The 25874-nt window shown below is 46.2% G+C and carries 16 protein-coding genes; 5 read left to right on the top strand and 11 right to left on the bottom strand.

Annotated elements, in window-relative coordinates:
- The first annotated feature begins 14 nt into the window (after window positions 1–14).
- Window positions 15–1697 carry a dynamin family protein gene (locus tag QUB37_RS02795; protein ID WP_333158866.1) on the top strand — a complete coding sequence of 561 codons (1683 nt, stop codon included), beginning with the start codon at window positions 15–17 and terminating at the stop codon, window positions 1695–1697.
- Here the strand turns inward: QUB37_RS02795 and QUB37_RS02790 are convergent.
- On the bottom strand, window positions 1664–2953 hold the full coding sequence (locus QUB37_RS02790; protein WP_333158864.1) for an endonuclease/exonuclease/phosphatase family protein: 1290 nt from the start codon (window positions 2951–2953) through the stop codon (window positions 1664–1666). The genes QUB37_RS02795 and QUB37_RS02790 overlap by 34 nt on opposite strands.
- Window positions 2954–3063: 110 nt before the next feature.
- Entirely contained in the window at window positions 3064–3450 is a 387-nt protein-coding gene (gloA2, locus tag QUB37_RS02785) for an SMU1112c/YaeR family gloxylase I-like metalloprotein (RefSeq protein WP_333158863.1), read from the bottom strand.
- A gap of 179 nt (window positions 3451–3629) precedes the next feature.
- Here gloA2 and ilvC point away from each other — a divergent pair, with 179 nt between their 5' ends.
- Window positions 3630–4679 (top strand): ketol-acid reductoisomerase, encoded by a 1050-nt coding sequence (gene ilvC, locus QUB37_RS02780; protein ID WP_333158861.1) that lies wholly within the window; start codon window positions 3630–3632, stop codon window positions 4677–4679.
- Window positions 4680–5514: 835 nt separating this feature from the next.
- On the opposite strand, the gene QUB37_RS02775 is transcribed toward ilvC, so the two are convergent.
- The 3 genes from QUB37_RS02775 to QUB37_RS02765 form a co-directional block, all read right to left on the bottom strand.
- Window positions 5515–7173: an alpha/beta hydrolase gene (locus QUB37_RS02775; RefSeq protein ID WP_333158859.1), complete on the bottom strand. Its 1659-nt coding sequence runs from the start codon at window positions 7171–7173 to the stop codon at window positions 5515–5517.
- 614 nt (window positions 7174–7787) lie between these two features.
- Window positions 7788–9791, bottom strand: coding sequence for a cation:proton antiporter domain-containing protein (locus QUB37_RS02770; RefSeq protein WP_333158857.1), 2004 nt, complete (start codon window positions 9789–9791; stop codon window positions 7788–7790).
- A 271-nt stretch (window positions 9792–10062) separates the two neighbouring features.
- Window positions 10063–11460 (bottom strand): amidase, encoded by a 1398-nt coding sequence (locus tag QUB37_RS02765; RefSeq protein WP_333158855.1) that lies wholly within the window; start codon window positions 11458–11460, stop codon window positions 10063–10065.
- Between the two features lie 305 nt (window positions 11461–11765).
- On the opposite strand from QUB37_RS02765, the gene QUB37_RS02760 reads away from it, so the two are divergent.
- Window positions 11766–13025 (top strand): type IV pilus twitching motility protein PilT, encoded by a 1260-nt coding sequence (locus QUB37_RS02760; protein WP_333158853.1) that lies wholly within the window; start codon window positions 11766–11768, stop codon window positions 13023–13025.
- 68 nt (window positions 13026–13093) lie between these two features.
- Entirely contained in the window at window positions 13094–13894 is an 801-nt protein-coding gene (locus QUB37_RS02755) for a circadian clock KaiB family protein (RefSeq protein WP_333158851.1), read from the top strand.
- A 172-nt stretch (window positions 13895–14066) separates the two neighbouring features.
- Here QUB37_RS02755 and QUB37_RS02750 read toward each other — a convergent pair whose 3' ends face one another.
- The 6 genes from QUB37_RS02750 to QUB37_RS02725 all read right to left on the bottom strand — a co-directional run bounded on the left by QUB37_RS02750 (window position 14067) and on the right by QUB37_RS02725 (window position 22860).
- A complete protein-coding gene (locus QUB37_RS02750; RefSeq protein WP_333158849.1) occupies window positions 14067–15707 on the bottom strand; it encodes a thioredoxin-like domain-containing protein in 1641 nt (546 codons plus the stop codon).
- Window positions 15708–15887: 180 nt separating this feature from the next.
- Window positions 15888–16886 carry a type II restriction endonuclease gene (locus tag QUB37_RS02745; RefSeq protein WP_333158847.1) on the bottom strand — a complete coding sequence of 333 codons (999 nt, stop codon included), beginning with the start codon at window positions 16884–16886 and terminating at the stop codon, window positions 15888–15890.
- Complete coding sequence (locus tag QUB37_RS02740) at window positions 16867–18273, bottom strand: site-specific DNA-methyltransferase (protein ID WP_333158845.1); 1407 nt, start codon at window positions 18271–18273, stop codon at window positions 16867–16869. Before QUB37_RS02740 ends, QUB37_RS02745 begins: the two co-directional genes overlap by 20 nt.
- 145 nt (window positions 18274–18418) lie before the next feature.
- Window positions 18419–20068, bottom strand: a complete 1650-nt coding sequence (locus QUB37_RS02735) for a GAF domain-containing protein (RefSeq protein WP_333158844.1) — start codon at window positions 20066–20068, stop codon at window positions 18419–18421.
- 113 nt (window positions 20069–20181) lie between these two features.
- Window positions 20182–21150, bottom strand: a complete 969-nt coding sequence (gene arsM / locus QUB37_RS02730) for an arsenosugar biosynthesis arsenite methyltransferase ArsM (RefSeq protein WP_333158842.1) — start codon at window positions 21148–21150, stop codon at window positions 20182–20184.
- A gap of 81 nt (window positions 21151–21231) precedes the next feature.
- Window positions 21232–22860 (bottom strand): hypothetical protein, encoded by a 1629-nt coding sequence (locus tag QUB37_RS02725; protein WP_333158840.1) that lies wholly within the window; start codon window positions 22858–22860, stop codon window positions 21232–21234.
- Between the two features lie 644 nt (window positions 22861–23504).
- Between QUB37_RS02725 and psaA the strand changes: the two genes are divergently transcribed.
- Window positions 23505–25799, top strand: coding sequence for a photosystem I core protein PsaA (psaA, locus tag QUB37_RS02720; protein ID WP_333057330.1), 2295 nt, complete (start codon window positions 23505–23507; stop codon window positions 25797–25799).
- Window positions 25800–25874 lie beyond the last annotated feature (75 nt).

The raw sequence follows: 25874 nt of genomic DNA, 5'->3' as shown, positions 1-25874 counted from the left end.
AATAAAACAACAATATGCAACAACCCGAAATTTATCAACACCTGACTGACAATCTCAAATCAGCACTCGGTATTCTCGAACTTGAGAAAAACTCCCAACTTTACCGAGATACCACCTCAATCTGTGACTATCTCGCCAAACCAACTTTTCAAGTTGCTGTCTTTGGCCCGTTTAATTACGGCAAGTCAACTTTGCTGAATGCTTTGCTGGGAAATCGGGCTTTGCCGATCGACCTTGTGCCCACTACAGGTGCTGCCATTTATGTCAACTACGGTGAGGAATTGCACGCAAAAATTACCCTGAAAGACGGCACGGAAATTAGCGAACCGGGGACTGATGTTTTGAAACGCTACGCCATCCTTGACGACGCCAGACAAATGCGGGATGATGTGGCGGCCGTGAATGTTTACTGTCCCCATCCATTCCTGCAAACCGGTGTGGAATTGCTGGATTTGCCGGGAACCAATGATCGGGAAGAACAGGATAATTTGGTTCGGGATAAATTGCTAACGGCTGATTTGGTTGTGCAGGTTTTAGATGCTCGCAAATTGATGACTTTAGGGGAACGAGAGAACTTGAGAGATTGGTTGAGCGATCGCAACATCAACACTGTCGTCTTTGTTGCCAATTTTCTCAATCTACTCGAACCAGACGACCAAAAACAAGTTTACAATCGCTTGTTGTTTGTTGCCGAAAGTTTTCGCTCCAACTTACCGAACAATATCAGCAATATCTACCGCGTCGATGCTTTGCCGGCGTTGAGGGCGAGGCTGAAAGGAGATGTGGCGGCCGCCCAAACTACAGGAATTGCCACGTTTGAATCGGCTTTGCAAAGTATTGTGGCAGCTCAACAGGAACAACTAGCAGTTAAGTTGCCCAGAATTGAAGCTATAGCTACTAAAATTTGCCACTCTCTCCGAGCCAAAGCTGAAACTGTCACTGCAGAAATAGCTGCCGCTCAAAAAAAGCACAAAGACAAAATTGAAATTAAACAAAAAGCCGAAAAACTGATATCAAAAGGCTTTCAAGCCAGCGTTTCCGATTTCGAGATTTGGCTTTACCAGCCCACACTTTTGCAGCGGTATCAATCGGAAATGGCGGTGTCGCTCCAGGAAGGAAGTTTTGATGCGTGGAAGCTAAAATTTCAGCGAGAGGTCTTACATCAGCAGCAAAGCATCGCAGAATGGGTAAATAAAGCTTGCGAATTCTTTGAGAAAGAACAGCCGATCGCACTTTTGATTTCGTTTCCTCCATCCCCGCAAGTTTCTTTACCGGAGCCGCCGCCACCTCCACCTCAAAAGTCGAACGAGGGCGAAGTGGCTCCAGTGGCGATCGCCACAGGCTTAGGTTGGCTATTGGGCGGGCCTGTGGGAGCCGCAGTAGTCGGCGGTGCTAGCTATATTTTGAATAAAAGAACTGGGTATGAAAAGCCGCCTGAATCGTCAGAAGCATATCTCAATCAAGTAACGGAAATTTGCAGCGAGGCTGCTAAAAACTATCTCGCTCGCTTCAGCACCGATACTTTTTCCATGCTGCAACACTACAAGGAAATCGCCGGAAAAGTTATCTGTTTTCAAGACAGTAAAGAGCCACTACAGACAAATATTCAGGAATACCAGATCCAGTTAATCAATAATTTGTTAGAAAATATCGAATCCTGCCTTCAAATAACCAAATCTGTAATTAACGGCAAATGATCCGAACCGACGTTGCGGCCAGTACGAATCTTCAACACACCAATTTCTTTGCTGACTAGAAAGTGATCGATCGGAATATAAGCCAGTGGCATAAAAGTCGGCCAAGTCGGTAAAATGCCAAAGCCCGATCGCGCATTTCGCAAATTTCCGGTTTTTACCATATTTTTGTAGAAAGGCGACCACATTGTGGTATTGAAATCCCCAACCACAATCAACGGATTTTTGACTTGGGCTGCATACTCGCCGATGCCTGCTAGCTGTCGATTTCGCTCGATAAAACTCGGCTGTTTGATCGGTACAGTCGGATGAACAAGAATCAAAGAAATGATTTTACCTTGAAATCTCACATCTGCAAACAAGCTCTTTCTTCGCTTTGAAAAAGCTTTAATAGAAGCATTTTCTAAAGGCAGCTTGCTGTATATTGCACTGCCAAATCTCTCAGATTCTTGCAGGTTGGAAGAGTAAGGAAAAATCTCGCTTAAGACGGCTAACTCCTTCGCCCACACTGTGCTAACTTCCACAAAAACCGCGATATCGGGTTGCTCTGCTTTTACCAGCGATATCACCTCAGAATATCGCCGGTTACTTGTTAAAACATTTGAATGAAAAATCCGCAGGTTTTGTCCGGGAGTTACTCCTGCAAATGCTGGCGCTGGAAAATACCAAGGAACAATTTCCGCCAAGTTAATGATAATGCAAAATGCGCTCACCAGCAACCATATTTTTTTTAAGCGCACGAGAGCGAAGAATATAAAAATTGATAACCCCGCCAATAGATATTGTAGTTTAAAATGAGAACTCAACTCAAATAATAGGTTAAATTCTCCCAAGTAACCTGTTATTGACAAGAGTGCATCTACACTTGCGGCGAGCATAAACCATTTTAAAATTACGGGCTTCAAGCTAATAATTTGGTTATTGCTGTGCAGTACCGTCCATTTCAGCTTAATTTTGAGGTCGTTGGTAATCGGCAATTTATCAATTTCTGTTACCAGTTGTTCTGGCTGTTCCAACACTCGCCGCTTTTGATAAAATCTCACCAGCAAGCTATCTACCACAAAATAACTAAAATAATTGGCAACAAATCCTACAAATACCAACACACCTAAACCGATCAGCATACCAAAGGAACCGCCTACTTTCCTCAAAGCCGACCAAGTGGCTGCGTCACCTGTTTTACCTGTCGCTACTCTCGCTATTAATAGCATTAAAGTAGGCAATCCGATCGTGATTATGTTTCTGATGATATAGTCCATTATACAATTTTAGATTTTAGATTTTAGATTGGGAATGAATGATGCAGTTTGTCTAGTCAGCACTACGGACTGGTTGACTTAATAACGGCTGGACAAAATAGAGAGACTCCTTAACTTTCATAAATTTCTAACGGTAAGTTATCGGGATCTCTGAAAAATGTAAACCGTTTTTCTGTAATCTCGTCCAGGCGAATTTCTTCTACTTCTACTTGTTGGGATTTTAAGTAAGCAACTGATGCTTCTATGTCCTCAACTGCAAAAGCTAAATGTCTCAAACCGCAAGCTTCAGGATTGTTAACTCTTTCAGGAGGGTGGGGAAATGAGAAAAGCTCTATGGTGTCGCCGTTTCCGACTTGCAAATCTAGTTTGTAAGAATTCCTCTCGGTTCGGAAAGTTTCTTTGATAATTGAACATCCCAATACTTCTACATAAAATTTCTTCGATGCTTCGTAATCCGAGCAAATAATCGCCACATGATGTATTGCTTTTATTTTCATCTTAAAAAAGTTAGTTAGTTGCGTTTTTGCAAATGCACAGCACGCTATTGACAATTATATTTGACGATCGCAGACTCTGCGAGAAACCCTGCTAAATTCAGGGCGAGATCCCTTTATTTTCCCCCGCCCAAATCTTAATCTGAAAAATTTATGCAAAAAAAGTACCCTACCTTGATAAAATGAGAGTTTTGCAGTCAATCACCCAATTTGCATCTTCGGAGACAAGCATTATGGCCCGTATGTATTACGACACCGACGCGAACCTAGACCTCTTAGCCAACAAAACGATTGCTATCATCGGCTACGGTTCCCAAGGACACGCCCACGCCCTTAACCTCAAAGACAGTGGCATGAATGTCGTTGTCGGTTTGTATCCCGGTAGCAAATCTGCCGCCAAAGCAACCGACGCGGGTTTAACAGTTCACCCGGTAGACAAAGCAGCAGCCGCTGCTGACTTCATCATGATTTTATTGCCCGATGAAGTTCAAAAAACTATTTACAAAGAACAAATCGAACCGAACCTTTCTGAAGGAAATGTTTTAGCATTTGCTCACGGTTTTAACATTCACTTCGGCCAAGTTGTTCCCCCTGCCAATGTAGACGTAGTAATGGTTGCCCCCAAAGGCCCCGGACACTTGGTGCGACGGACTTATGAACAAGGGGAAGGTGTTCCGAGTTTGTTTGCAGTATATCAAGATGCTTCCGGTCAAGCGCGCGATCGGGCAATGGCCTATGCTAAAGGTATTGGCGGCACCAGAGCCGGCATCCTGGAAACCACTTTCCGCGAAGAAACAGAAACGGATCTTTTTGGCGAACAAGTAGTTTTGTGCGGCGGTTTGAGCGCATTAATTAAAGCTGGATTTGAAACTTTAGTTGACGCCGGATATCAACCGGAATTAGCTTATTTTGAATGTTTGCACGAAGTTAAACTTATCGTTGACTTAGTAGTAGAAGGAGGCCTCGCCAAAATGCGCGACAGCATCTCCAATACCGCAGAATACGGCGATTTAACTCGCGGCCCCCGCATCGTCACGGATCAAACCCGCGCCGAAATGCGTAAAATTCTCAGCGAAATTCAATCCGGTCAATTTGCCCGCGAATTCGTTCTGGAAAACCAAGCCGGCAAACCGGGCTTTACCTCCATGCGCCGTCAGGAAGCTGAACATCCTATTGAAGAAGTTGGTAAAGATTTGCGAGCTATGTTTAGCTGGTTGAAAAAGCACGCCTAATCAATTTTAGATTTTAGATTTTAGATGGGAAGACCAATCTAAAACAGTCCTGGAGGCATAACCTCTATCTGTAGGGTGTGCAATGCACACCTTACTGGTTTGAGAAAAATCTAAAATCTCAAGTTTAATCGATTTGAGATTGGAGGAAAAATCTCAAATCTACAATCTCAAATCGTCATGGTTGGTTGTGCTTCGCTTAACCCAACCTACAAGAAAATGGCTAGGTATTATTAGAGAAACCGGGTTTCTCGGTGGTAGCTCAAAACTATCGCTTCGGGCTAGGACTTTTTTGCAATTTATCAATATCCTGTTGCCTTTGCTCGTTGAAATCTCTCGGTCTCAACCAATCTGGCCATAACCCGACGAAGAACTTTCGACTGGCCACGCTAGTATCTCTTACAGGTTTGGGGAGAAAAGTTAAAGTGTCACCGTAAAGGGTAAACAGCGCTATAAACAGAAGCAACAGCGGGATAAGATTTTTTTTAAGCATGGCAGTTTGGGAGTAGAGTTTGTGAAAGCGCTTTGTTATATTTTGCCCTTGCACGAACAAAATATATCAGAAACAGCTTAAGAAGAAAATACCCCCCTGGGGACTAAGGGGCGCCGCCTACACAAGGAAAAACTGCTAGTCGCAATATCATGTCCCCTCGAACTCCCACTACAAACACCTTTATTATAGGTGTTGGAGCGGACATCAGATTATTAGCTAATGACTAATAGTGGTAAGGTTCGCAGTGCGAACCCTACATAATTATGTTCTGGGTCTAGAACTCTACCAAATACTATGGTTTTTTGGCGCTTACCTACTTAACGACTAAGGACTAATGAATAATGACTACTTATTCCCTTGAATAAAAGTTTGTACTACTGCATTAGTTTCCGGGGAAAATTCTGTTAACAGCCGAACCGGGATTACGGATGTGGAAGCAAAGTACGCGTATTCTGGTGTTAGAAAGACTGCATATTTGTCAGCTTCAGCAGTCAGTTGAGCGGCAGTAGCCAAACTTACAGCTTTAATATAATTGCGTATGCTAACAGCTTGGTCGCCGACAACTTCATCGCCAGTAATTATTGTGCTCGGTCTGCGAACTTGGTGTAAAGTTGTACTCGGATCTTTGACGCTTAAGTGGGTTCCTCCTACAAAACCAACTAGCCATTTAGGAGATGGAATTTTCGGAAAACCGGCAATTTGTTCGGCTAAGGCGGGAGTTGTTTTGTCGGCAGAAGATGCTACTATTAAGGTAGGAATTTGAATTGTACTTAAACCCGTTTCTCCAAATAGTAATGATGTGATCGGATTCATGGCGATCGCCCTTTTAATCCTCCCATCCCGCAATTGATAACGTTCTTCGGGCAATCCGGCCGCCGCGCACTGAATGCCTTCGCCTAAGCTGAACCCAATCAAATCCTCCTGACACCGCTGTTTGAGCCCGCTCAATTGTAGTTCGGCGCCGGCCAAGGACAAGGCTGTAGCGCCGCCGAAGGAATAGCCAATTATTACCGATCGGTCGATCGCGATTTTCCCCTGCAAATTATCATCAGTTTGGTTCAATTTGGTCAGTTCGTCGAGTACAAAACTGATGTCTTTGGGACGGTCTAAAAACTCTTGAGGAGCTAACAAGGGAGACTTCCCCGCCATCGCAGCATTGGTGTTAGTCTCGTTGCTGCCCGGATGTTCTAAAGCTGCTACCACATAACCGTGAGACGCCAAATGCTCGGCTAAGTAGCGCAAATCCGTGCGGACGGAACCCAAACCGTGAGAAAAGACGATCGCCGGTTTGTCGGCTGTGGCAGCTCTCGACCAGTACACATCAACCGGAATATGTCGATTGCGGGCGCTATCGTTCAAATCTAGCGCCCGTACCTGCACCGAATTAGGGCCTGGCTGGGTAGGATCGAAAGGCAGCTTAAACGCGGGTTTAACTGGTGCTAACTGAGGTGCGATCGCCGCCATAAAGCGCTGAGTTTGCCAAAAACTAGCGTTCATATTTCCCAAAACTGCGAAAGCTCGATCGAGATCCACCACGACCCGCGAGCTGGGATAAGATTCAATGAAACTCAGTACCGATAAGCCTTCCGGCGCGTTTGCTCCCTGCACCAGAGCGGCTCGCAGCGCTTCCACACCCCCACCGTCGCGCCTGGGTATCACAGTAGTCAAATCCGTCAGGATGCCAGTGCCGATGCCCGTATTTAGCAAGTTGCTCAGGCCGACTACATTTAGGGGAATTTTTGCTTGCAGCGCCCGAAAAATTTTACTCCGCTGTTCCTCAGACAGGAGATTGGCATAAGCTTGCAGTTTGGCGGGGACTTTTCCTGTTTCTGCGAGTTCACGCAAATCCGCAACCGATATTGACGATTCTAAAATACCTTTGCGGACAACAACCGTTTCTGCTGCTTTTACAGAGGATGTCGCGCCACTCAAAGGGCCGATCGAAATCGAACCCAAAACACTCGCCACTGAAGAAAACCATCTGAAATTTGGTCTAATGCTCATTTTTACTTTATTGAACTAGAGGGGGGTAGATTACCATATTCTCAAAATTCTCCCAGATACCGAGATATTGTTCTAGATGCCGAGAAATTGGCTGCATCGGAGTGCGATCGTCAAGGCCTCTACGCATATTTACTTGCCGAGCTCACATTCCGTACCTAAGTGCACTTCTTATGCGGGTGATAATGATGATGAGTTGAAGGATTTTTTAATCGGCAGCCCCAAAAATACAAACTTCGCGAGTAAAAAGAGCCATCTAGTATATTTCCAATCCGCGCAAAGGTGCGGAATTTTTCCTAGCAATTCCGTTGAATTAGGATTAAATATAGGACTTACACAATTGTCACAAATAGGGCTTAAATTTTAGGTATATAGTTGCACTTGTGCGCTCTTTGTTAGGAAAAAGCGCACAAGCGCAACTATAGCCGTTCTCAAGCTTTATGAGGTAGAGGGGCGAGCCCTATGCCTATGCCCTATGCCCTATGCCCGCGAGAGAACCTCATGTTACTGAGAAAGGCTATACATACCTTTGTTTAATGTGCCAGTTGGCTTTAGTCCTAAAATATTAACTGCAGATGAATGCAGATTCATAACATCATCTGCGGTTAAAATATTCCTCAAGATACAGGAAAATAAACAACAAGCATCGAAATATTTGGGTGAGTCCGGGCGATCGCTTCCGGTTCTTTGAGAGTTCCCGGTTTGTCCCACATATTCTGTTGCTGAGAAATTGTTGTTAAAATCAGCAAATCATGTTCTAACAAATTCTGCGAAACTAGCTTGATAAAATTTCCCCGCACCCGATTTACTGGTATCTCAGAAAGAATTGCCAACTCCGCCGCACTTTTCTCGCTTTTTTCCCGTTGTGCCGTCACCAACAACACTTGCAAATTCGCCTTAAGTTCCTCGGCCAAACTCTTAGCAATATCCACGGTTTCCTGAAATCCAAACCGAGTCAACTCGCTGTCAGTTACCGCCAAAATAATTCTGGCTGTATTCTGGAGAGGATCGGGAAATCGAGCAATCAGTACGGGTACGGGCGCTCGCCTTACCACATTGTCAATGATGCTGCCAAAAAAATTCTCGCGAGTCGTGGAAAATCCCTTCCAGCCGCAAACTATTAAACTAGCCTCTCGTTCGGTTGCACTCCGCAGAATTCCGCGATCGATCGCATCATCTATCCTCGCGATCGGTTCAACCGCACAAGCAGCGGCATGGGCGACAGTTTCCGCAGCCGTCAAAAGTTGAGTTTGCTGCATTTTATCTGCCGGTGAAATTGCTTCCCCGCGATCGGACAAAATATGCAGCGGTAGCAAAGTTCCCTGAGATGTTTTTGCTAAAATCAAAGCCAAACGCAGCAAATTATCTTCCGTATTCGGATTAGCAACAGGCACTAAAACTCGATCTCCCCATGAATGCTTTCCCGAAGTAGGAACCGGCAAACTCGACCCCGGCGGCTGCATTTCTTGACCCCACCGAGATACAATCCAAGGAGAAGCGACACAACTTACTAAAATCATGGCAATGATGCCATTCACCGTTACGCGATCGACCAATTTAATCTCAAAAGCAACCGTAATCGCCGCCAAAGTAGAAGCAGCTTGAGCAACAGAAAGACCGAACATTACCATAATGTTGGGAAACTCAAAACGAAATAATTTCCCCGGTAGCCAAGCTGCCAAAAACTTGCTCACCACCTCTGCCAAAATCATCACCGCCGCCACCAACAAAGACTGCGGCTGCTTTACCAAAATTAGCGGGTCAATCAACATCCCCACAGAAATCAGAAAAAACGGCACAAACAGCGTATTGCCAATAAACTCAATCCGATTCATCAGCGGACTCATTTTGGGAATAATTTGAGTTATGGCAATTCCCGATAAAAATGCACCAATAATTGCCTCAATTTCAATTAATTCTGCTGCGTAAGAAACTAGAAATAGGGTAGCCAATACAAATATAAATTCGGCATTCTCGTCATGTCCAAATTTCTTAAAAAACCAGCGACCGATTTTGGGGACTCCCCACAAAGTAGCAAAAGTGTAGATAGCAAGAGATGGAATGAGAACCAGCCAAAAATCGAGAGTAAGATTTCCTTTGTAAGCTTTGACAACAATTGCCAGCACCAACAGTCCCAACACGTTCGTAATTAAAGTCCCGCCCAAAGTTGCAGTAATAGTCTGAGTTCGCATCAATCCCAATTTTGTGAGAATTGGCAGCGCTAAAAGCGTGTGCGTAGCAAAACAAGAAGCGACTAAAATTGCAGCCAGCCAGCTATATCCCAACAGCAGCATCGCTCCTGTCCCCAATATCATCGGTAGCGCAAAAGTAGCCAGCCCAAAGATGACCGCTTTGTCCGCATTGAGTTTGAGGTCGTCGAGGCTAGTTTCCAGTCCCGCTAGGAACATCAAAAATAGCAATCCTACAGTACCTAACAAAACAATAGTAGCGTCCCGTTGCAGCAAATTGAGACCGTTGGGCCCGACAATTACGCCAGCAATAATTAAACCAACTATTCCCGGCAGTCGCAAGCGCTCAAATAACAGCGGCGCAAGTAGCATGATTGCTAAAAGAACTAGAAAAACGGGAACGGGAGCGGTAATCGGCCCGGAAGTTAACATGAATTTTTCACCCTACATATTGGCAGCGAACTGCTACCAGTTTTAAAATAAAACCATCAAAATATCTATCAATCTAAAGAGGTATTCTCAATATTTTACAGCGTAATTGGTAATAAGTAAGACTGGGCGGGAGTAACTCGGTTTATTGGTAAAATATGGGTTGAATGACTAGAATTTTTTGCAAAAAAACGGGTTTATAGTTCCCCGCGCACAAGTCTTGATTTGGCATACCCATAAAAAAGGAAAACGTGTTTTTATCCCTTGCTATTGCCTATTTAAAATCTAAAACGGGGAAAGGTTTCGCCGCTTCCATCTGCGCCGCTAAAGCAATTAAAGTTGCTTCTGCCGCTGGTCGCCCGATAATTTGAATTCCCACGGGCAAACCGTTGTTATCTAAAATAGCAGGAAGTGCGATCGCAGGCAAACCGCTAGCATTAAACGGCGGACAAGGAGCTACCCAATTAATAATGCGCTGCAAAGTTTCTTCAAAACTCAAATCCGCCCACTCCCCAACCCGGATTGGCGAGTGCATATAAGTTGGCAAAACTAACACATCAAATTTTTCAAAGAATCCCACAATTCGCCGTGAAATAACCTGCATTTGATTCACCGCCCGCAAATATTCCCCAGCCGAAACAGTTCTTTCCAACAGCCAGCGATTCATCGGTTCCAAAGCAGGGCCTGGAATGCCGCTTGCAGCCGCCCCCGACTGCCAAATTGCGGTAAACGGTTCGATTAAACCCGTAAAATCCGGGCATCCAGGTTCGATATCGTGACCCAAATCAGTCAATAATTTTACGGTTTCGAGTACCGCTTGCTGACAGATAGCCGCAGCCTCGCCCACAGGGGAAATAGTCGTAGAAAACGCAATTCGCAGTTGGCCCGACTTTTGACGGGAAGCCTCTAGAAACGTCGGATTTGAATCGGGTAGCCAGTACGGATCGCCTGTTGTGTAGCCTGACATCACGTCCAAAAGTGCGGCGGCGTCAGCTACAGTGCGCGCCAGTGGGCCGTTAACAGAAATGCCGCTGAGGTAATCTCCAACAGGTGCCCAGGAAACTCGCCCCCGCGACGGTTTAATGCCCACTAAACCGCAGCAGGAAGCTGGGCCTCGAATCGAACCGCCGCCGTCTGAACCTTGGGCGATCGCGCACAAACCCGCTGCTACAGCCGCCGCTGAGCCGCCGCTGGAACCTCCCGGCGTATAGTCTAAATTCCAGGGATTGCGCGCGGGCGGGAAACCTTCGGGTTCGGTGTAAGGCAATGAGCCAATTTGAGAGGTTGCTGTTTTGCCCAGAATGTTAAATCCCGCTGCTTTGATCCGCCATACTACTGACTCGTCGTAGGCAGAGATGTTACCCAGCAAAGCCTGAGCGCCGTAGGTACAGGGAACGCCGGTAACTGGTGTCAAGTCTTTAATGGCGATCGGCACTCCGAAAAAAGGTGGCAATTCCTGTGGCTTGTTTAACCCAGCTAGTTTTTCGGTTTGAGATTTAGCTAGGGCGATCGCCCGCTCGGCCGTTACAGTAAAATAACTGCCCAGCTCAGGGTTTAATCGCTCAATGCGTTCCAAGTAGAGATTGACAATTTCTAAAGGCGACACTTCCAGGGTGCGGATCGACTCCGCCAACGAGAGAGCTGGAGTAAAAGCCCGATCGACAGAATTCATCGGTTTAAGTCCTTAATAGTTGGATAAAGTATCAATTTATACTGCTTGCTTGCGGAAAACTCTTTTCATTAAAAAAATTATCCAAAAAAGTCGAAAATCCATATTCGAGCGTATATCGAAAGTGATCGCATCCTCCAATTGGCAGAATATTTCCTTAGTAGTGCAGCATTATGACCCCCTCTTAGGATAGACTGAGTACAACAGTTAAGCTTTTGTGCAAGACGCGCACAATGGCGATCGGCATTGTTCAACTCCCACAAATCATCTGTTCGAGTCAGCCTTCTCACCAACTTAAGGTAGCGCATATGACACAACAGCATCCGCCAGCTCCTCGGCCGCCCGTACCCGGAGCCCCCCCACCGCCAGGAATGCCCCGCCCTCCAGCTCCCGGAATGCCCCCCAGAGCAGCAGGAATGCCACCAGCACCGCCCCCCGCACCAGCGCCTGCACCAGCACCCCCGCCGCAATCCTTCGCCACACCTAAAGGCCAGAACTCTAGCGGCGGAGTTCCGAGTTTGAAAGAGCTAGTAATCCGAGCCAAAGATGAAGGAGTATCCGACCTTCACCTCGGAGTAAACGAAGTTCCCCGCTTCCGCACCCGGGGCGAGATTGCCGACATCGGCTATCCACCGACGGATTTAGATACGTTTTTTGGCTGGTTGCGGGAGTGCATGAGCGATGAAGAAATTGAAATTTTCCAAAAAACCCTAGACTTTGACGGCGCTTTCGACTTCGGGTTCGTGCGGATTCGGATCAGTTGCATGGACTCCTTGGCCGGCCCGGCAATGGTGCTGCGGCTAATTCCTGCCAAAATAATGACACTGGAGGAATTGAAGCTGCCGGAGGTATTTAGGAAAATATGTGGCTACCACAAAGGGCTGATTTTGGTGACAGGCCCGACAGGTTCGGGTAAGTCTACCACGTTGGCCGCGATGATCGACTACATCAATAAGAATAAAGCCTACAACATCATCACGATCGAAGACCCGGTAGAATTTGTACACGAAAGCAAAAAATCCTTGATTAAGCACCGGGAAGTCGGCAGGCACACCCTCAAGTTTATGAGCGCTCTCAAAGGCGCTCTGCGACAAGACCCGGATATGCTGCTAGTAGGAGAAATTCGGGACAGAGAGACGGTGGAAATCGCCCTCAAAGCCTCTCAAACCGGTCACTTAGTTGCAGGAACCCTGCACACCAACAGTGCGGTTAAGACCCTGAACCGGATTCTTGATATGTTCGGGGCGGAAGAACAGGATGCCATACGGGTTTCAATTTCCGAATCCCTAGTGGCGATTATTGCTCAACTGCTGTGCAAAACCACAGACGGAAAGCGGGCTGCTTTCCACGACGTTATGATCAATACCGACGTGGTTAAGGAATACATTCTGAAGGGGCAGAATGAGGAAATTAATCAAATCATGATCAAAGATACTTATGAAGGCATGACGACGATGAATAAGTCGCTCTACGGCCTTTATCAAGAAGGTCGGATTACGGAAGAACTTTGTGTAGAGAACTCGCCGTTCCCGAACGAAATGGCTCAGATGCTCCGAGGTCGAGTCTAAAGGTCGAGTGTTAACAGTTAGCAGTTAAAAGTTAACTGTTAACTGTTAACTTTTATTGGTGTACTGAATTGAAAGTTGATCGCCCGATTTTGCCGGAATTTTTCAAAGGCATTGCCCTGTTTACACCCGGGGGAGACTTAATCTATTGCATAGACCCCCGCAAGCAGACTCAGTGGCATTTGCAGTTGTGCGTAGCTCTACAGGAGATCCTCGGTTTGTCGGAACCGCCACATTTTCTGATACCTTGCTACACGGCAACCGTTGACTGCTGGCTCGATCCAGGCGATCGGCAGGTGCGGCTTGCTGCCGAGGCTTACCCCCCCGTGCTGCGACATCAAACGCTGCTGAACGCCATTTTTGGGACTGGGGACTTAGTGTGGCATCCCCGGAGCGAAGAAATGTGCGAACCGATGGCGATTGCTACTTATCACGAACAATTCCCCGAACTTTGGCAAAATCACGACTTAGTTGTACAGTATGCCAGCCCCGAAGCTCGATCGGACTGGAGCAGTTCGACAGTAACTCCCTTGGGCTTTCCGCAATCGCAGCAGACTCGGCTTCCCAAACCAACAGCACTCACCCCACCGCCACAAACTCAAGGGTACGTTTTGCGTCTGTTTGTTTCCGGCAGCAACCCCAGCACCGAACGCACCCTCGAAACTTTACACCAGTTCTTAGAGAAATGCCTCGATCGTCCCTACACTTTAAAAGTAATTGATGTTTTGAAACATCCAGACCAAGCTGAGGCAGATCAGATTTCAGCAACTCCTACTTTGATTAAAATCTGGCCGAAACCCGTGCGACGAATTGTCGGGGAACTGAACGATGATGAAAAAATAGTGCGGCTGCTGAGCTATTCGGAATTTTAGATTGGGGCGAGGATTTTTGCGATTATTTAATACGGGCGATCGCGGTTTTAGGTTAACTTACTTGGCTTGAAAATTGTGGTAAGGTGCGCCGAAGAGCACCCTACTTTACCACAATCAATCTGGCAATCAGGAGAATTGAAAACCTTGCCTGATGTCAAAAAGGTCGATCGACTTAATCAGGAATACAAACATCCGGAGCGCACAAACTGGGGAAATCCAAAGTTGTGACTTCCAGCGTATCCAACTCAACTCTCCGAATTACATGATTGTTCGTATCAGCAACAAACAAATGAGGCCCGATCGCACTCAACCCTGAAGGTTCAAAAAATCGAGCCTTGAGACCTTTAGCATCAACCAAACCTGCTTTACCGTCTCCAATCATTGTTCTGCACGTACCGCCCCGGTGGTCGATCCGCTTAATTTTGTGATTGTAAGTATCAGCCACCCAGAGGTAATTTTGAGCGTATTCAACACCCAAACAGTGCTGCAACCTGACCTCATCACCGCGACCATCTTTATCCCCAAAACCAAACAATTCACCGCTACCGCAGACTGTACGCACCTTCGGGTCTTCATCAATACCAACAGCGCGAATCGAACTAATTTCGCTGTCAGCAACAAACAACTCCGATCGATCGGTCGCGAGGCCGCTGGGCTGAGAAAAAGCAGATTCTGCAAGATTCCCGTCCACACAGGATTCTCGGCCAATACCTGCATAAGTGCCGATCGTGCCAGTGTCTAACTGCATTTCCCAAATTTGGTGGGAACCCGCCATTGCAATAAAAAGTCTATTTCCAACTCTTTCTAAATCCCAAGGCGAATTCAATTGCGTTTCTAAACCCTTGCCGCTGCGGGGTGAAATTTCGTGACTTTGTTCGCCCGTACCAGCAACAGTTTCTACCCGTTGAGTCGTAAAATCAATTTTTCTGAGAGCATGATTTTCCGTATCAGCAACATATAGAATTTGACTTTCTGCATCAAAAGCCATACCTTGAGGTGCAAAAAACTCAGCCTCTTCAAAGTCCCCATCAGTTAAACCCGGTTTGCCGCTACCGATGACGTGCAGCACCTCACCTTCGAGGGTGCTGACAACAATCCTATTGTGTCCTGAATCGGCAATAAATAAGCAAGAACCGACTAAGTTTTGTATAACTGAATTAGCAGGCCCGGGCAATACAGTTTCATCTACAGATTCATTCTCCTGACTCATTTCGCCCAAAAGCGCGCCCTGTTGGTGAAGCTGTTTTGCCTCCGTTGCAGCGATCGCAAATGCCAGCACTTTACCGGGAAAAGCCAGCGGTGTTGATACAGGTTTGCGCTGTTTTTCTAACCTAAAACTGAGTTGTTTAAAGTTGAGCACCTTTTTATCTTTGTATTCAGCAATTAACTTGCCAACTAACTCATCAAGTGCTTCTCTATTGCCTTCGCCGGAAACAAAGCCGACGACATAACTTTCAGGATCGATCACCATTAAAGTCGGCCAAGCGCGAACCGCGTAGCTTTGCCAAACTTTCATGCCACTGTCTACGATTACGGGATGTTCGATATCGTAGCGGAGGATAGCTTGGCGGATGTTTTCTACTTCTTTTTCGTTTTCAAATTTAGCCGAGTGAACGCCGATAACCGTGAGGGAATCTTTATATTTTTGTTCGAGGTATTTTAAGTCTGGCAGGACGTGCAAGCAGTTGATGCAGCAGTACGTCCAGAAGTCGAGGAGGACGACGCGCCCTTTTAAAGACTCAATGGATAAAGGTTTTTCGGTGTTCAGCCAGGGGTAGTTTCCGGGGAATTCTGGTGCTCTGACGCGAGGCATGGCATCTCCTGGGTAGGATGTGAATGATTTTTTTACTTCTTTAATTTAGCGGGAAGTTTGGCAGGATGGGGAGAAAGCTTACTAAAGCAGGGTTTTTCGAGACAGCCAAGATGGCTGTGTCACAAGAGGGGGGCAAGGGAGGATGTTAAAACAGACACTGAGTCAAAACGGTTTTTGCTTTTATAAATTACATAACCAACGACAAATAGATGCAACTTGATTCTCCTCATTCAGATTGGCAGCATTAGTGAGAGTCCCGTTTTCCAGTTGATGCCAAATTTCACTCGCCATCCTTGTCGCCACCGCTGAAGCCACAAAGAAAGTCAGAGGTGAATGTCCAACCCGGAAAAAAGCTTCGCGTATGCGATTTAGTGCCGCTTGTGCCGTTTTCCAATGCTCATCTGCACCGGCAGGATCGATTCCGCCTTTAAGTTCGCCCAATGCAATAACATAAGGTGCCACCATAGATGGGTCAATTGCGCTGGATTGACTGGCTACCAACTCCGTCGGGGCAAGATTAAATAAACATAAATCCACATTGCTCCTGACTAGCGGAACAGTTAGGTTATAAATCAATGTGCGATTACCCAGCTCGCTCTCCCAACTTATTCCACGTAAAGACAACTCAATTTCTGTGTCATCATTTGTCATTGCTATCCACTTTTTTGTCTTTGAGTGTTGCCAGTAATATCTCTTACCAGCAATGGTGAGAGTCGAGAGGATAGCACGAGTTAGTTTTCTTTGTGCTAATGCTCCGCCAACATTACGCATTGAGCCACCAAGCGTGTCACCACGAGTCAGTAGAAATCTAAAGACCAATTCCTCCACAAAATTTGTGCCTGCTGGCTCAAGAAAATTCCTGATTAGACCATTGATAGCTTCAATTTTATCATTTGGCATCAAATGAGCAAGAGACTTGTCAGATAATCCTGCTGCAGTCAACAATCCCATTTCAATGCCCTTAACATTTAACAAATCAGTAGGACTCTCAGCTTGACCCGCAGCTTCTTGAAGTGCTCTTGCTTGGGCGACGTAAGGGGTAGCGCGTCGATTTTTTTTAAGGGCAAGTGCAACAAAACCCGCACGAGTGTCTTCATATGTTGTGACAAGATCGTCACTGGATTGAAGGTGGTTACGATAAACACACATAGGTTTCCAGTTATTGTTTTTTCCATACATAAACGCACTTCCTCAAAGGAGCGCGTCCATAGTTGCCCATCTGTTGACTACTATTCCCCTTATCACCTGGTAAGACGAGAATATTTTCCGTAAAAAAGCCTAGCTTTTCAGCAAAATCAGAAAGAATCATGTCCAATGAAATGCTTATACCTGCGTAGCGCACATTGTCATTAACCATAAACAAAAATGCCCCAGGTTTAAGAATACGAAAGCTTTCTTGTATTACGCAAGCCATTTCATAGAAATATCCTCTTACCATTCTTGGTATACCATTGTTGTTCAATATACCCTGTGACTTTTGGCTGTCCAAATATCTTAATATAGCCTGCAATAGAGTTTGCGAATTAGCAATACTTAAAGCTACTTCCCAAGCCTGATTGATAGCCAATAAATCTTTGGGGTGATTCTCAACCGTACAACTTAGCATTTCCTGACGCAGATTAATTAATTCCTTTTCAGAAATTCCTAGTAAAGCTAGCTCTAGTGCATAGGTGCGAGTATAGTCATATCGATTGCAGTAGGGTGGAGATGTAATGATTGCATCGTATGTAGAGTCCGGCAAACCGGGCATTATCTTCAGACAAGAACCTTGATGCAAATTAATTTTGCCTTGATTATTCTGAGTTTGAAAAAGCTCAAGTTGTTGTGTAGGAGGTTCTAAGTCGTTAACAAGTTCATTGAATTTTTGGGTAATAGCTTTACTGAACTCAAGAACCTCACCTTTATTGAAGGACTTCTTTGAATGACCATGATCTGAACGGTAATCCCAACGAAGATACTGTCCATCTTTGCGTGTATAGCTTACGGATTCTAAAACACACAGTAAAATCAAGACTAAAACTGATTGAAGCTTAATATTTTCTTGATAACAAGCTCCAAGATATTGCTCAATTTCTATTTTATTTTTTTCGGGGTAAGCTCCCTTAGTGATTCTCAATTCTGGTAGAGTGACTTGGCTCTCAAATTGTTTCCATATTTGCCCATTAAACCATGTCTTTAGCCGCTCAAAATCATCAAAAGTGAATGCAGTGTCTAAAAGGATTTTGGTATTAATTATATGTTGACCGATAGGTAACAATTCAATACCCTCACCATCTATTCCCAAGTCACTAGCAGCAAATAAAGCAGTTCCACTACCTGTAAAAGGATCAAAAATCTTGCCTTGAATGACTTGATATTTTTGAAATAAAAACTCGACCAGAGAAACGGAAAAAGCTTCCTTGTACTTGTACCATCGATAGATTGGTCTAGTTTTGTTAGCCTGAAAACTAACCAAAAGTCTGGTCAGGGAGGGCTGGACTACAAACTTGTCTTGAAAGCGATCGTGTAATTGCTTGTCAAGGTTATCAATCTCTCCCAGAAAGTTACTTTCCACTTCAGAGGCCATATTGGAGATGCTTGACATATTTACAATGACTAGAAATTATTAAATAACTAACTGTCATCGTAGTATACCAGTATCTCCAATCAAAGAACCGGCAGAGGTCGCTACTCTTGTAAATTCTCTCTGACGAACCAGAGAATTAACCGCTTCAGAAATTCGCCCCTCTTACTGAACCCCAATTTTCTCCTTGGTTTTGCCGGCTGTTATTTTCCAGCATCACCAATACACCGTTAATTTTATTCGGGTCGATCGCACTTGCGATCGAGTTAATCCACAGATTGATATTCTGCGGTTCCCCTTGCAAAGGCAATAGAACCAGATTGGGGTAATATTGTTCTCTATCTCGATCGCCTTCCGGTGACAAAGCAGCATTTAACCATTGACTAAAATTCTCATTCTCGATTTTAATTAAATCACCCAAAAATACACCCTCTACGACTTCTCCCTCGCTAGCACCTAGCAATTGTTTAGCTCGATCGTTAGCGGTAATAACCTTACCTTTTTTATCCGTGGAGATGACACCATTAGGGAGCGATCGCACTATATCTTTATGTCTGTTTTCTTGTTGTTTGACCTTGGAAAACAAGATAGCGTTTTGCAGGGCGACTCCTGCTTGGATGTTAAACGCTTTCATAAATTCCATGTCGGTTTGACTGAAACTCGCTTTCCACTGTTCGGGGGCTTGCGGCCAGTTTTCTGGGTTGTATGGGGGGAAATCTCCTTTCTTTGTTTTGTTGACTAATTGAGTCACTCCAATCAATTTATGGTCTGCATTAAACACTGGCATACACAGCATACTGCAAGTGCGGTAGCCAGTTTTTTTGTCGGTTTCTGTGTAAATTCCAGGCCGGGAGTCGTCGTAGATATCAAAGGGAATCAGCAGCGGTTCGCCGGATTGAGCCACAATACCTGCAAAACCGGCGGTTCTGGGTATGCGAATTTCTTTAAGGTTGCCGCCGATCGGGATTTTCGTCCACAGTTCGTCTTTATCTTCGTCGATCAGCCACAGGATACTGCGATCGGCTTGCATCAGTTCTTGGGCCCCATCCATCACCCGCTTCAAGGTATCATCTAAGTCTAAACTGCTCCGACAAAGAGCGCTGACGGCGTGCATCAGTGCTGTCGCGGCCAGTTGTCTTTGATTTAGTGCGTACAAAGATTGGACTGACTCTAGAATTAGGCGAATCGACGGGGCAAATTCTCGAAAAATTTGTTCGTCTGCTTCAGTAAATCCTACCTTGTCAATCTGTTCGTCTAAAGTACCATAATCTTGGTGGTTCGGCTTGAGTTTATTAATGAGTTGAACTACTGCGATTAACTTGCCTGTTTCTTCATTTAACAAAGGCATAGCCAGCATTGTAGAGGTGCGATATCCTGTTATGTCGTCAACTTTTTTGGCGTTTACAGAACGTGGGTCATCATAGAAATCATAGGGAATATTTACCACTTTTTTCTCCGTGGCTACTTCTCCCGCAATGCCCAGATGGGCGGGAACTCGGATCTCTAGGCTTTTGCCATTTTCATCTTTGGCTACAATTGCCGAGAGTTCATTCGGCTCTTCATCGAATAGAAAAATTGTGGCTCTATCTGCATTCAACAATTCCCCTGTTTGTAGAGTAATCTTCTGCAACTTTTCATAAAGGACTGCATCAAATCCTCGCTCGTCAATCATATTATCTAGGAATGACAGGATGAGATTGAGAATTTCACGCTCTTGATGTCCTTCGCAACAAATATCTCTAGTAACAAATCGAAAACTCTCGCGGCTCAGAGGTTTTAAAATATCGCTCAAACTCATACAATAACTCCTATGATAATTTTCATCAGGCACTCTCTAAAGATAACTATCAGCAGAAAGAGTTGAAAGAGGTATATCTGCGATGAAAGCTACCTCCCCCATTCCAACAAAATTTAACAGCAACCGCCGCCGCTATAATGCCAAGTCGAATCAGTAATTAACACCTTATCGGGCATTGATCCCCCCAATTTCCCAGCAGTTTTATCGCATACCGCCGCCGGAACTCCCCGCTGCAAAACGTGGCCTGCTCCGTCATCAAACAGATCTTCATACCCCGTATAAATCGCCGTCTTGCCAGTGAAAATGCAAGCTCCATCCTCCGGTACATCCACTTTGAAAGACACCGAATCCAGGCTTTCTAACAGCAAATCCGCATCCAATTGATAATTGTGTTTATCCAGCAATCGGTAAGGACGGCGCGCCCGCACTTCGACTTGCCCAAAACCAACGTCTACAAGGTGTTGAACGTATTCTGCGTATGTCAAAGCGCCGGACAAACACAAGGCCCGCAAGCGTTGGTCTTCCTTCAAATGCTGCGGAATGGGCCGAGTTGCGATCGGATCGCTCATCAACAATCTGCCACCCGGTTTTAACACCCGATAAGTCTCTTTTAATGCTTTAGCTAAATCCGCTGGTTCAAAGATATTAAACAAGCAGTTTTGGGCGACAACATCTACAGAAGCATCCGGCACCGGCAACGCAAAAGCATCGCCTTCACAAATTTCTACAAAACTCGGATCAAACCAATCATTTTCGTGGGCGGCTATTTGCAAGTTTCGTGCCGCCGCATCTCGCATTGCTGGAACCGGATCGACGGCAATAACTGCTCCTTTGTGTCTAGAAAAATATGCAAATTGTAGTGCTTCCAAGCCGCCGCCGACGCCTACATAAAGCACGAAGGGATTGCCGACGAGTTCAGCGGCGTGAACGGTTGTGCCACAACCGTAATTCATTTCTTGCATTTGTTCAGGAATTTTTAATCCTGGCAATTGCAAGGGGCTGCTTTGGACGCAGCAAAGTCCGATTTGGGGTGTTTCGGCAACATCACTGTAGAATTTGGCTGCTGTTTCGAGGTAGGTCATTTTTTAGTGTTCTTTAATTGTTAACTGCAGATAGATCACGAGCGCGACGCCGATGCAACGAAGAAGCCCAGAAAGTTTTTGTTAGGTGGCAAATTCGACTTTTTGTTCGGATTTGGGCGGATTTTCGGGTTCGGAAACAGTTGTTTCGGGAGGGGCTAATTCGGTGGTTGGCTGGCTAGGAGTTTCAGCGGCAACTGGTGGCGTTGGCGGTACAAGATTTGGAGATTGTTCTGGTATCGCGGGAGCGACTACTTTTGGTACTGGAGCTTTTCCTGTTATTTCTGGCAGGGTTGGTGGCTCTGAAAAATTAGCAGGTTGCTGTTCTTCACGCAAGAAGTTGCGGAACCGATTGTAGTATCCTTTATATTCCTGTTTTTTTGTTTGGGGAGATGCTGTTGGGGTCGGTTCTATTACTTGAACTGGTTCTACATTTTTCGGCGCTTCTAACTGTGGAGTTGCTGCCGGTGTCGGTTCTATTACTTGAACTGGTTCTACAATTTTTGGGGTTTCTAACGGTGGAGTTGCTGTCGGTGTCGGTTCTATTACTTGAATAGGTTCTACAATTTTCGGCGCTTCTAGTTGGGGGGTTGCTGTTGGTGTCGGTTCTATTACTTGAATGGGAGCAACTTCGGGAGCGACTGTTGGCTCTAAGCTGGGTTCGGTAACAGGGGTTTCTGGAACCGCTGGTGAGGGTTGGACAACTGGTGTTTCTTCTAATGCAGGTGTCGGTGTCGGTTCGGGGGTTGGGGTTGGTGTCGGCTCGGGGGCTTGGTAGGTACGATCGACTATACCGCGAGTTTCTGCTGCTGTTAGTTCGCCCCGCACTAATTTTGAAAGAGGATCTTGACCGAGCGGTTGGAAATTGATCAGTCTGACTGTATTATTAAAGGCGTTTTTGACGATATTTCCCCGTTCGTCAATTAATTCTAGCTGTACCCAGTTTTTCCCTGGTTTGAATCCTTTAAGATATATAGGTTGCCACTGGTCGATCGCAAAGCTTTGGCCGTTGACTGTGGATCGAATTTTCCAATCGAGTATTTCATCTTGGGAATTTTCTTGCGCCACTTCGTGCGGAGGGGCATTTGTCAAGTAAAAGTCGAGCAGGATGGGTTCTGCCCCATAGCTGCCTTGGGGGCTGTTGTACGTTAGTAGGGGCAATGTTCGATCGGGATTATTGTCGTCTGTTTTGGTAAAAACGTGAAAGGTGGTTTGAGCTGCGGCACCTTCGTTTTTAAAGCTTTCTTCCCAAGGGCGGGCGGCGAACACCTGCAGGGTATGGGTTCCGGGTTCTAAGTCGGAGAGCGTTAAAGGTTGGTTGATGTCGTAAACTGCTGCATAAGGTTGGTTGTCTAATAAAACTTGCAGATGGGGGCCCAAACCCAAGTTTGCATCTTTGAAAATGGGCAAGTCCTTCACTTGGAACTGAACAGACACATTTATATCCTGAAGCACTTCGTCAGGTTTTGGATTCAAAATACTAATTTGAGGCTGGTAGCTTTCTAGAGCCTGACGCAGTTGTTGGATGGCTTCTGGGGGAGAAACCTCTGAGATTCTGTTTACTGGGGCGGTAGCTGAGCCGCTCTTGTTCCCTGATTTGGGCAATTCGGGATGGCCGGCGCCACAACTTGCTAAACCCAAAATTAATACTGCTACTGCGAACAATGCCAGCAGCCTGCCCACAACCGTTCTGTGCCAATTGATCCCAATCACGCAACGATACTCCTAGAAGCCTTCTCATAGGGAACTATAGCCCAAAAATGAATTTAGTATTGGGGAATTCTACCTCATGAATTCCAAAGCCGCGTAGGAACCCGGATTGAGGCAGCAGCGGGCAACCCATCCTCTCCCACTCTTAATTCCCGCAGCCTTTTTCCAAAACATATATCTACAAATGAGTAATCCTAAATTACCTTATCTTTGAGTTTTGTAAAGTTAATGGCAGTACCCCTTGACTTTTTCGAGGGACTGTGGGATTTAAAGGCGTTATTACATCAAGAATTGAGCCTTTTTTAAGTATTGTTAACAAGCGATTAATACTTCTCTAGCAAGCTTATAATTCATAAAACTCCCTCAAAAGAAGCAGCCGTATCAAGTCTGAATCAAGGACGCGATCGGCGGCTGCAGATAGCGAGAAGAGTTAGCAGTACCCAGTCACATTGTTAGCGACACTGGGAAACTGGCTTCTTCACAGAAGCAAAATGCTTGGGGAGACGATGCACCTGCGTCTAGCTCTGCAAAGAGTAAAGTGCAGTGAAGTGTCGGCTTTTTCGAGAATCCCCCGCCTAATCAAGCGTGGGGAGTGTCCGGTACAGTGTTCAGTTCTCGTTCCTTGTCTTACCGAGAGGAGAGTCTTCATGACCATTAGTCCTCCAGAGCGAGAGGTAAAAGCTAGGGTAGTAGTCGATAAAAATCCGGTTCCAACTTCTTTCGAGAAGTGGTCAAAACCCGGTCATTTTGATCGCACTCTAGCTAAGGGGCCAAAAACCACCACTTGGATTTGGAACCTCCACGCTAACGCTCACGACTTTGACAGTCATACAAGTGACTTAGAAGACGTTTCGCGCAAAATCTTTAGCGCTCACTTCGGCCACTTGGCAGTAATCTTCGTATGGTTGAGCGGCGCATATTTCCACGGCGCTAAATTTTCCAATTACGAAGCTTGGCTGACAAATCCTACAGCCATCAAGCCCAGCGCTCAAGTGGTCTGGCCGATTTTTGGTCAAGAAATTTTAAATGCAGATGTAGGCGGCGGCTTTCACGGGATTCAGATCACCTCTGGTCTATTCCAATTGTGGCGCGCCAACGGCATCACTAACTCATACCAGCTATATTGCACTGCGATCGGCGCCCTGGTAATGGCAGCTTTAATGCTGTTTGCCGGTTGGTTCCACTATCACGTCCGCGCTCCGAAACTGGAATGGTTCCAGAACGTGGAATCGATGATGAACCACCACTTGGCAGTTTTGTTAGGCTGCGGGTGCTTGGGCTTCGCAGGACAACAAATTCACGTTGCTCTGCCGATCAATGCTTGCATGGACGCGATCGATGCAGGTGCACCGCTGACAGTCGGCGGTAAGCTGATCAAAACAGTTGCCGACATCCCCCTGCCGCACGAGTGGATTTTGACACCGGGCTTGATGGCTGACATCTACCCGAGTTTCGCTAAAGGTTTAACCCCCTTCTTCACCCTCAACTGGGGCGCATATACAGACTTCCTGACCTTCAAAGGCGGTCTGAACCCCACCACAGGCGGTTTGTGGCTGACTGATACAGCACACCACCACTTAGCTTTGGCAGTGCTATTCATCGTCGCTGGTCATATGTACCGGACGAACTGGGGCATCGGCCACAGCATGAAAGAAATCCTAGAGAACCACAAAGGCCCCTTCACTGGTGAAGGTCACAAAGGTCTCTACGAAATCCTGACTAATTCTTGGCACGCGCAACTGTCGATTAACTTGGCACTGATGGGCTCTTTGAGCATCATCGTCGCCCAACATATGTACGCGATGCCTCCCTATCCGTACATCGCGACCGACTACCCGACTCAGCTATCCCTGTTCACCCACCACATGTGGATTGGCGGATTCCTGATTGTTGGAGCAGCCGCTCACGGAGCAATCTTCATGGTTCGGGATTACGATCCCGCTGGAAATGTCAACAACTTGTTGGATCGCGTGATCCGTCATAGAGATGCGATCATTTCCCACCTGAACTGGGTTTGTATATTCTTGGGCTTCCACAGCTTCGGTTTGTACGTTCACAACGACACGATGCGCGCTTTCGGTCGTCCTCAAGATTTGTTCTCGGATACCGGGATTCAGTTGCGTCCGATATTTGCCCAGTGGGTGCAAAACATCCACGCTTTGGCTCCGGGCACAACAGCGCCTAATGCTACGGAAATCGTTAGCCACGCTTTTGGCGGCGGTGCAGTAGTAGTAGCCGGCAAAGTAGCGATGATGCCGATCGAGTTGGGTACGGCGGATTTCATGATCCACCACATCCACGCTTTCACCATTCACGTTACAGTCCTGATTCTTTTGAAAGGCGTGTTGTTTGCACGCAGTTCTCGCTTGGTTCCTGACAAAGGCAACTTGGGCTTCCGGTTCCCTTGCGACGGCCCCGGCCGTGGCGGCACCTGCCAAGTTTCTGGTTGGGATCACGTGTTCCTAGGCTTGTTCTGGATGTACAACTGCATCTCGATCGTGATTTTCCACTTTAGCTGGAAAATGCAGTCGGACGTGTGGGGAACAGTATCGCCAGACGGCACAATTTCTCACATTACCGGTGGCAACTTCGCACAAAGTGCGATCACGATTAACGGCTGGCTGCGGGACTTCCTTTGGGCGCAAGCTTCTCAGGTCATTCAGTCCTACGGTTCGGCACTGTCGGCCTACGGTTTGATGTTCCTAGCTGGACACTTCGTCTTCGCCTTCAGCTTGATGTTCCTGTTCAGTGGCCGTGGCTACTGGCAAGAACTGATTGAGTCGATTGTTTGGGCTCACAACAAGCTCAAGGTAGCTCCGTCGATTCAGCCTCGCGCTCTGAGCATTATTCAGGGTCGGGCTGTGGGTGTAGCTCACTACCTCCTAGGAGGAATTGTCACTACGTGGGCATTTTTCCTAGCGCGAATCATTTCGGTAGGGTAAACTACCCCTAGGTTTTGGATTCTCGATTTGGGAGGAATCTCAAATCGAGAATCCAAACTCCGAACCGAATCCCTT

This window comes from Microcoleus sp. AT3-A2 (assembly GCF_036705685.1).
In the GTDB taxonomy this organism is placed as follows: Bacteria; Cyanobacteriota; Cyanobacteriia; order Cyanobacteriales; family Microcoleaceae; genus Microcoleus.
This window is presented reverse-complemented; position numbering and strand designations above follow the sequence as displayed.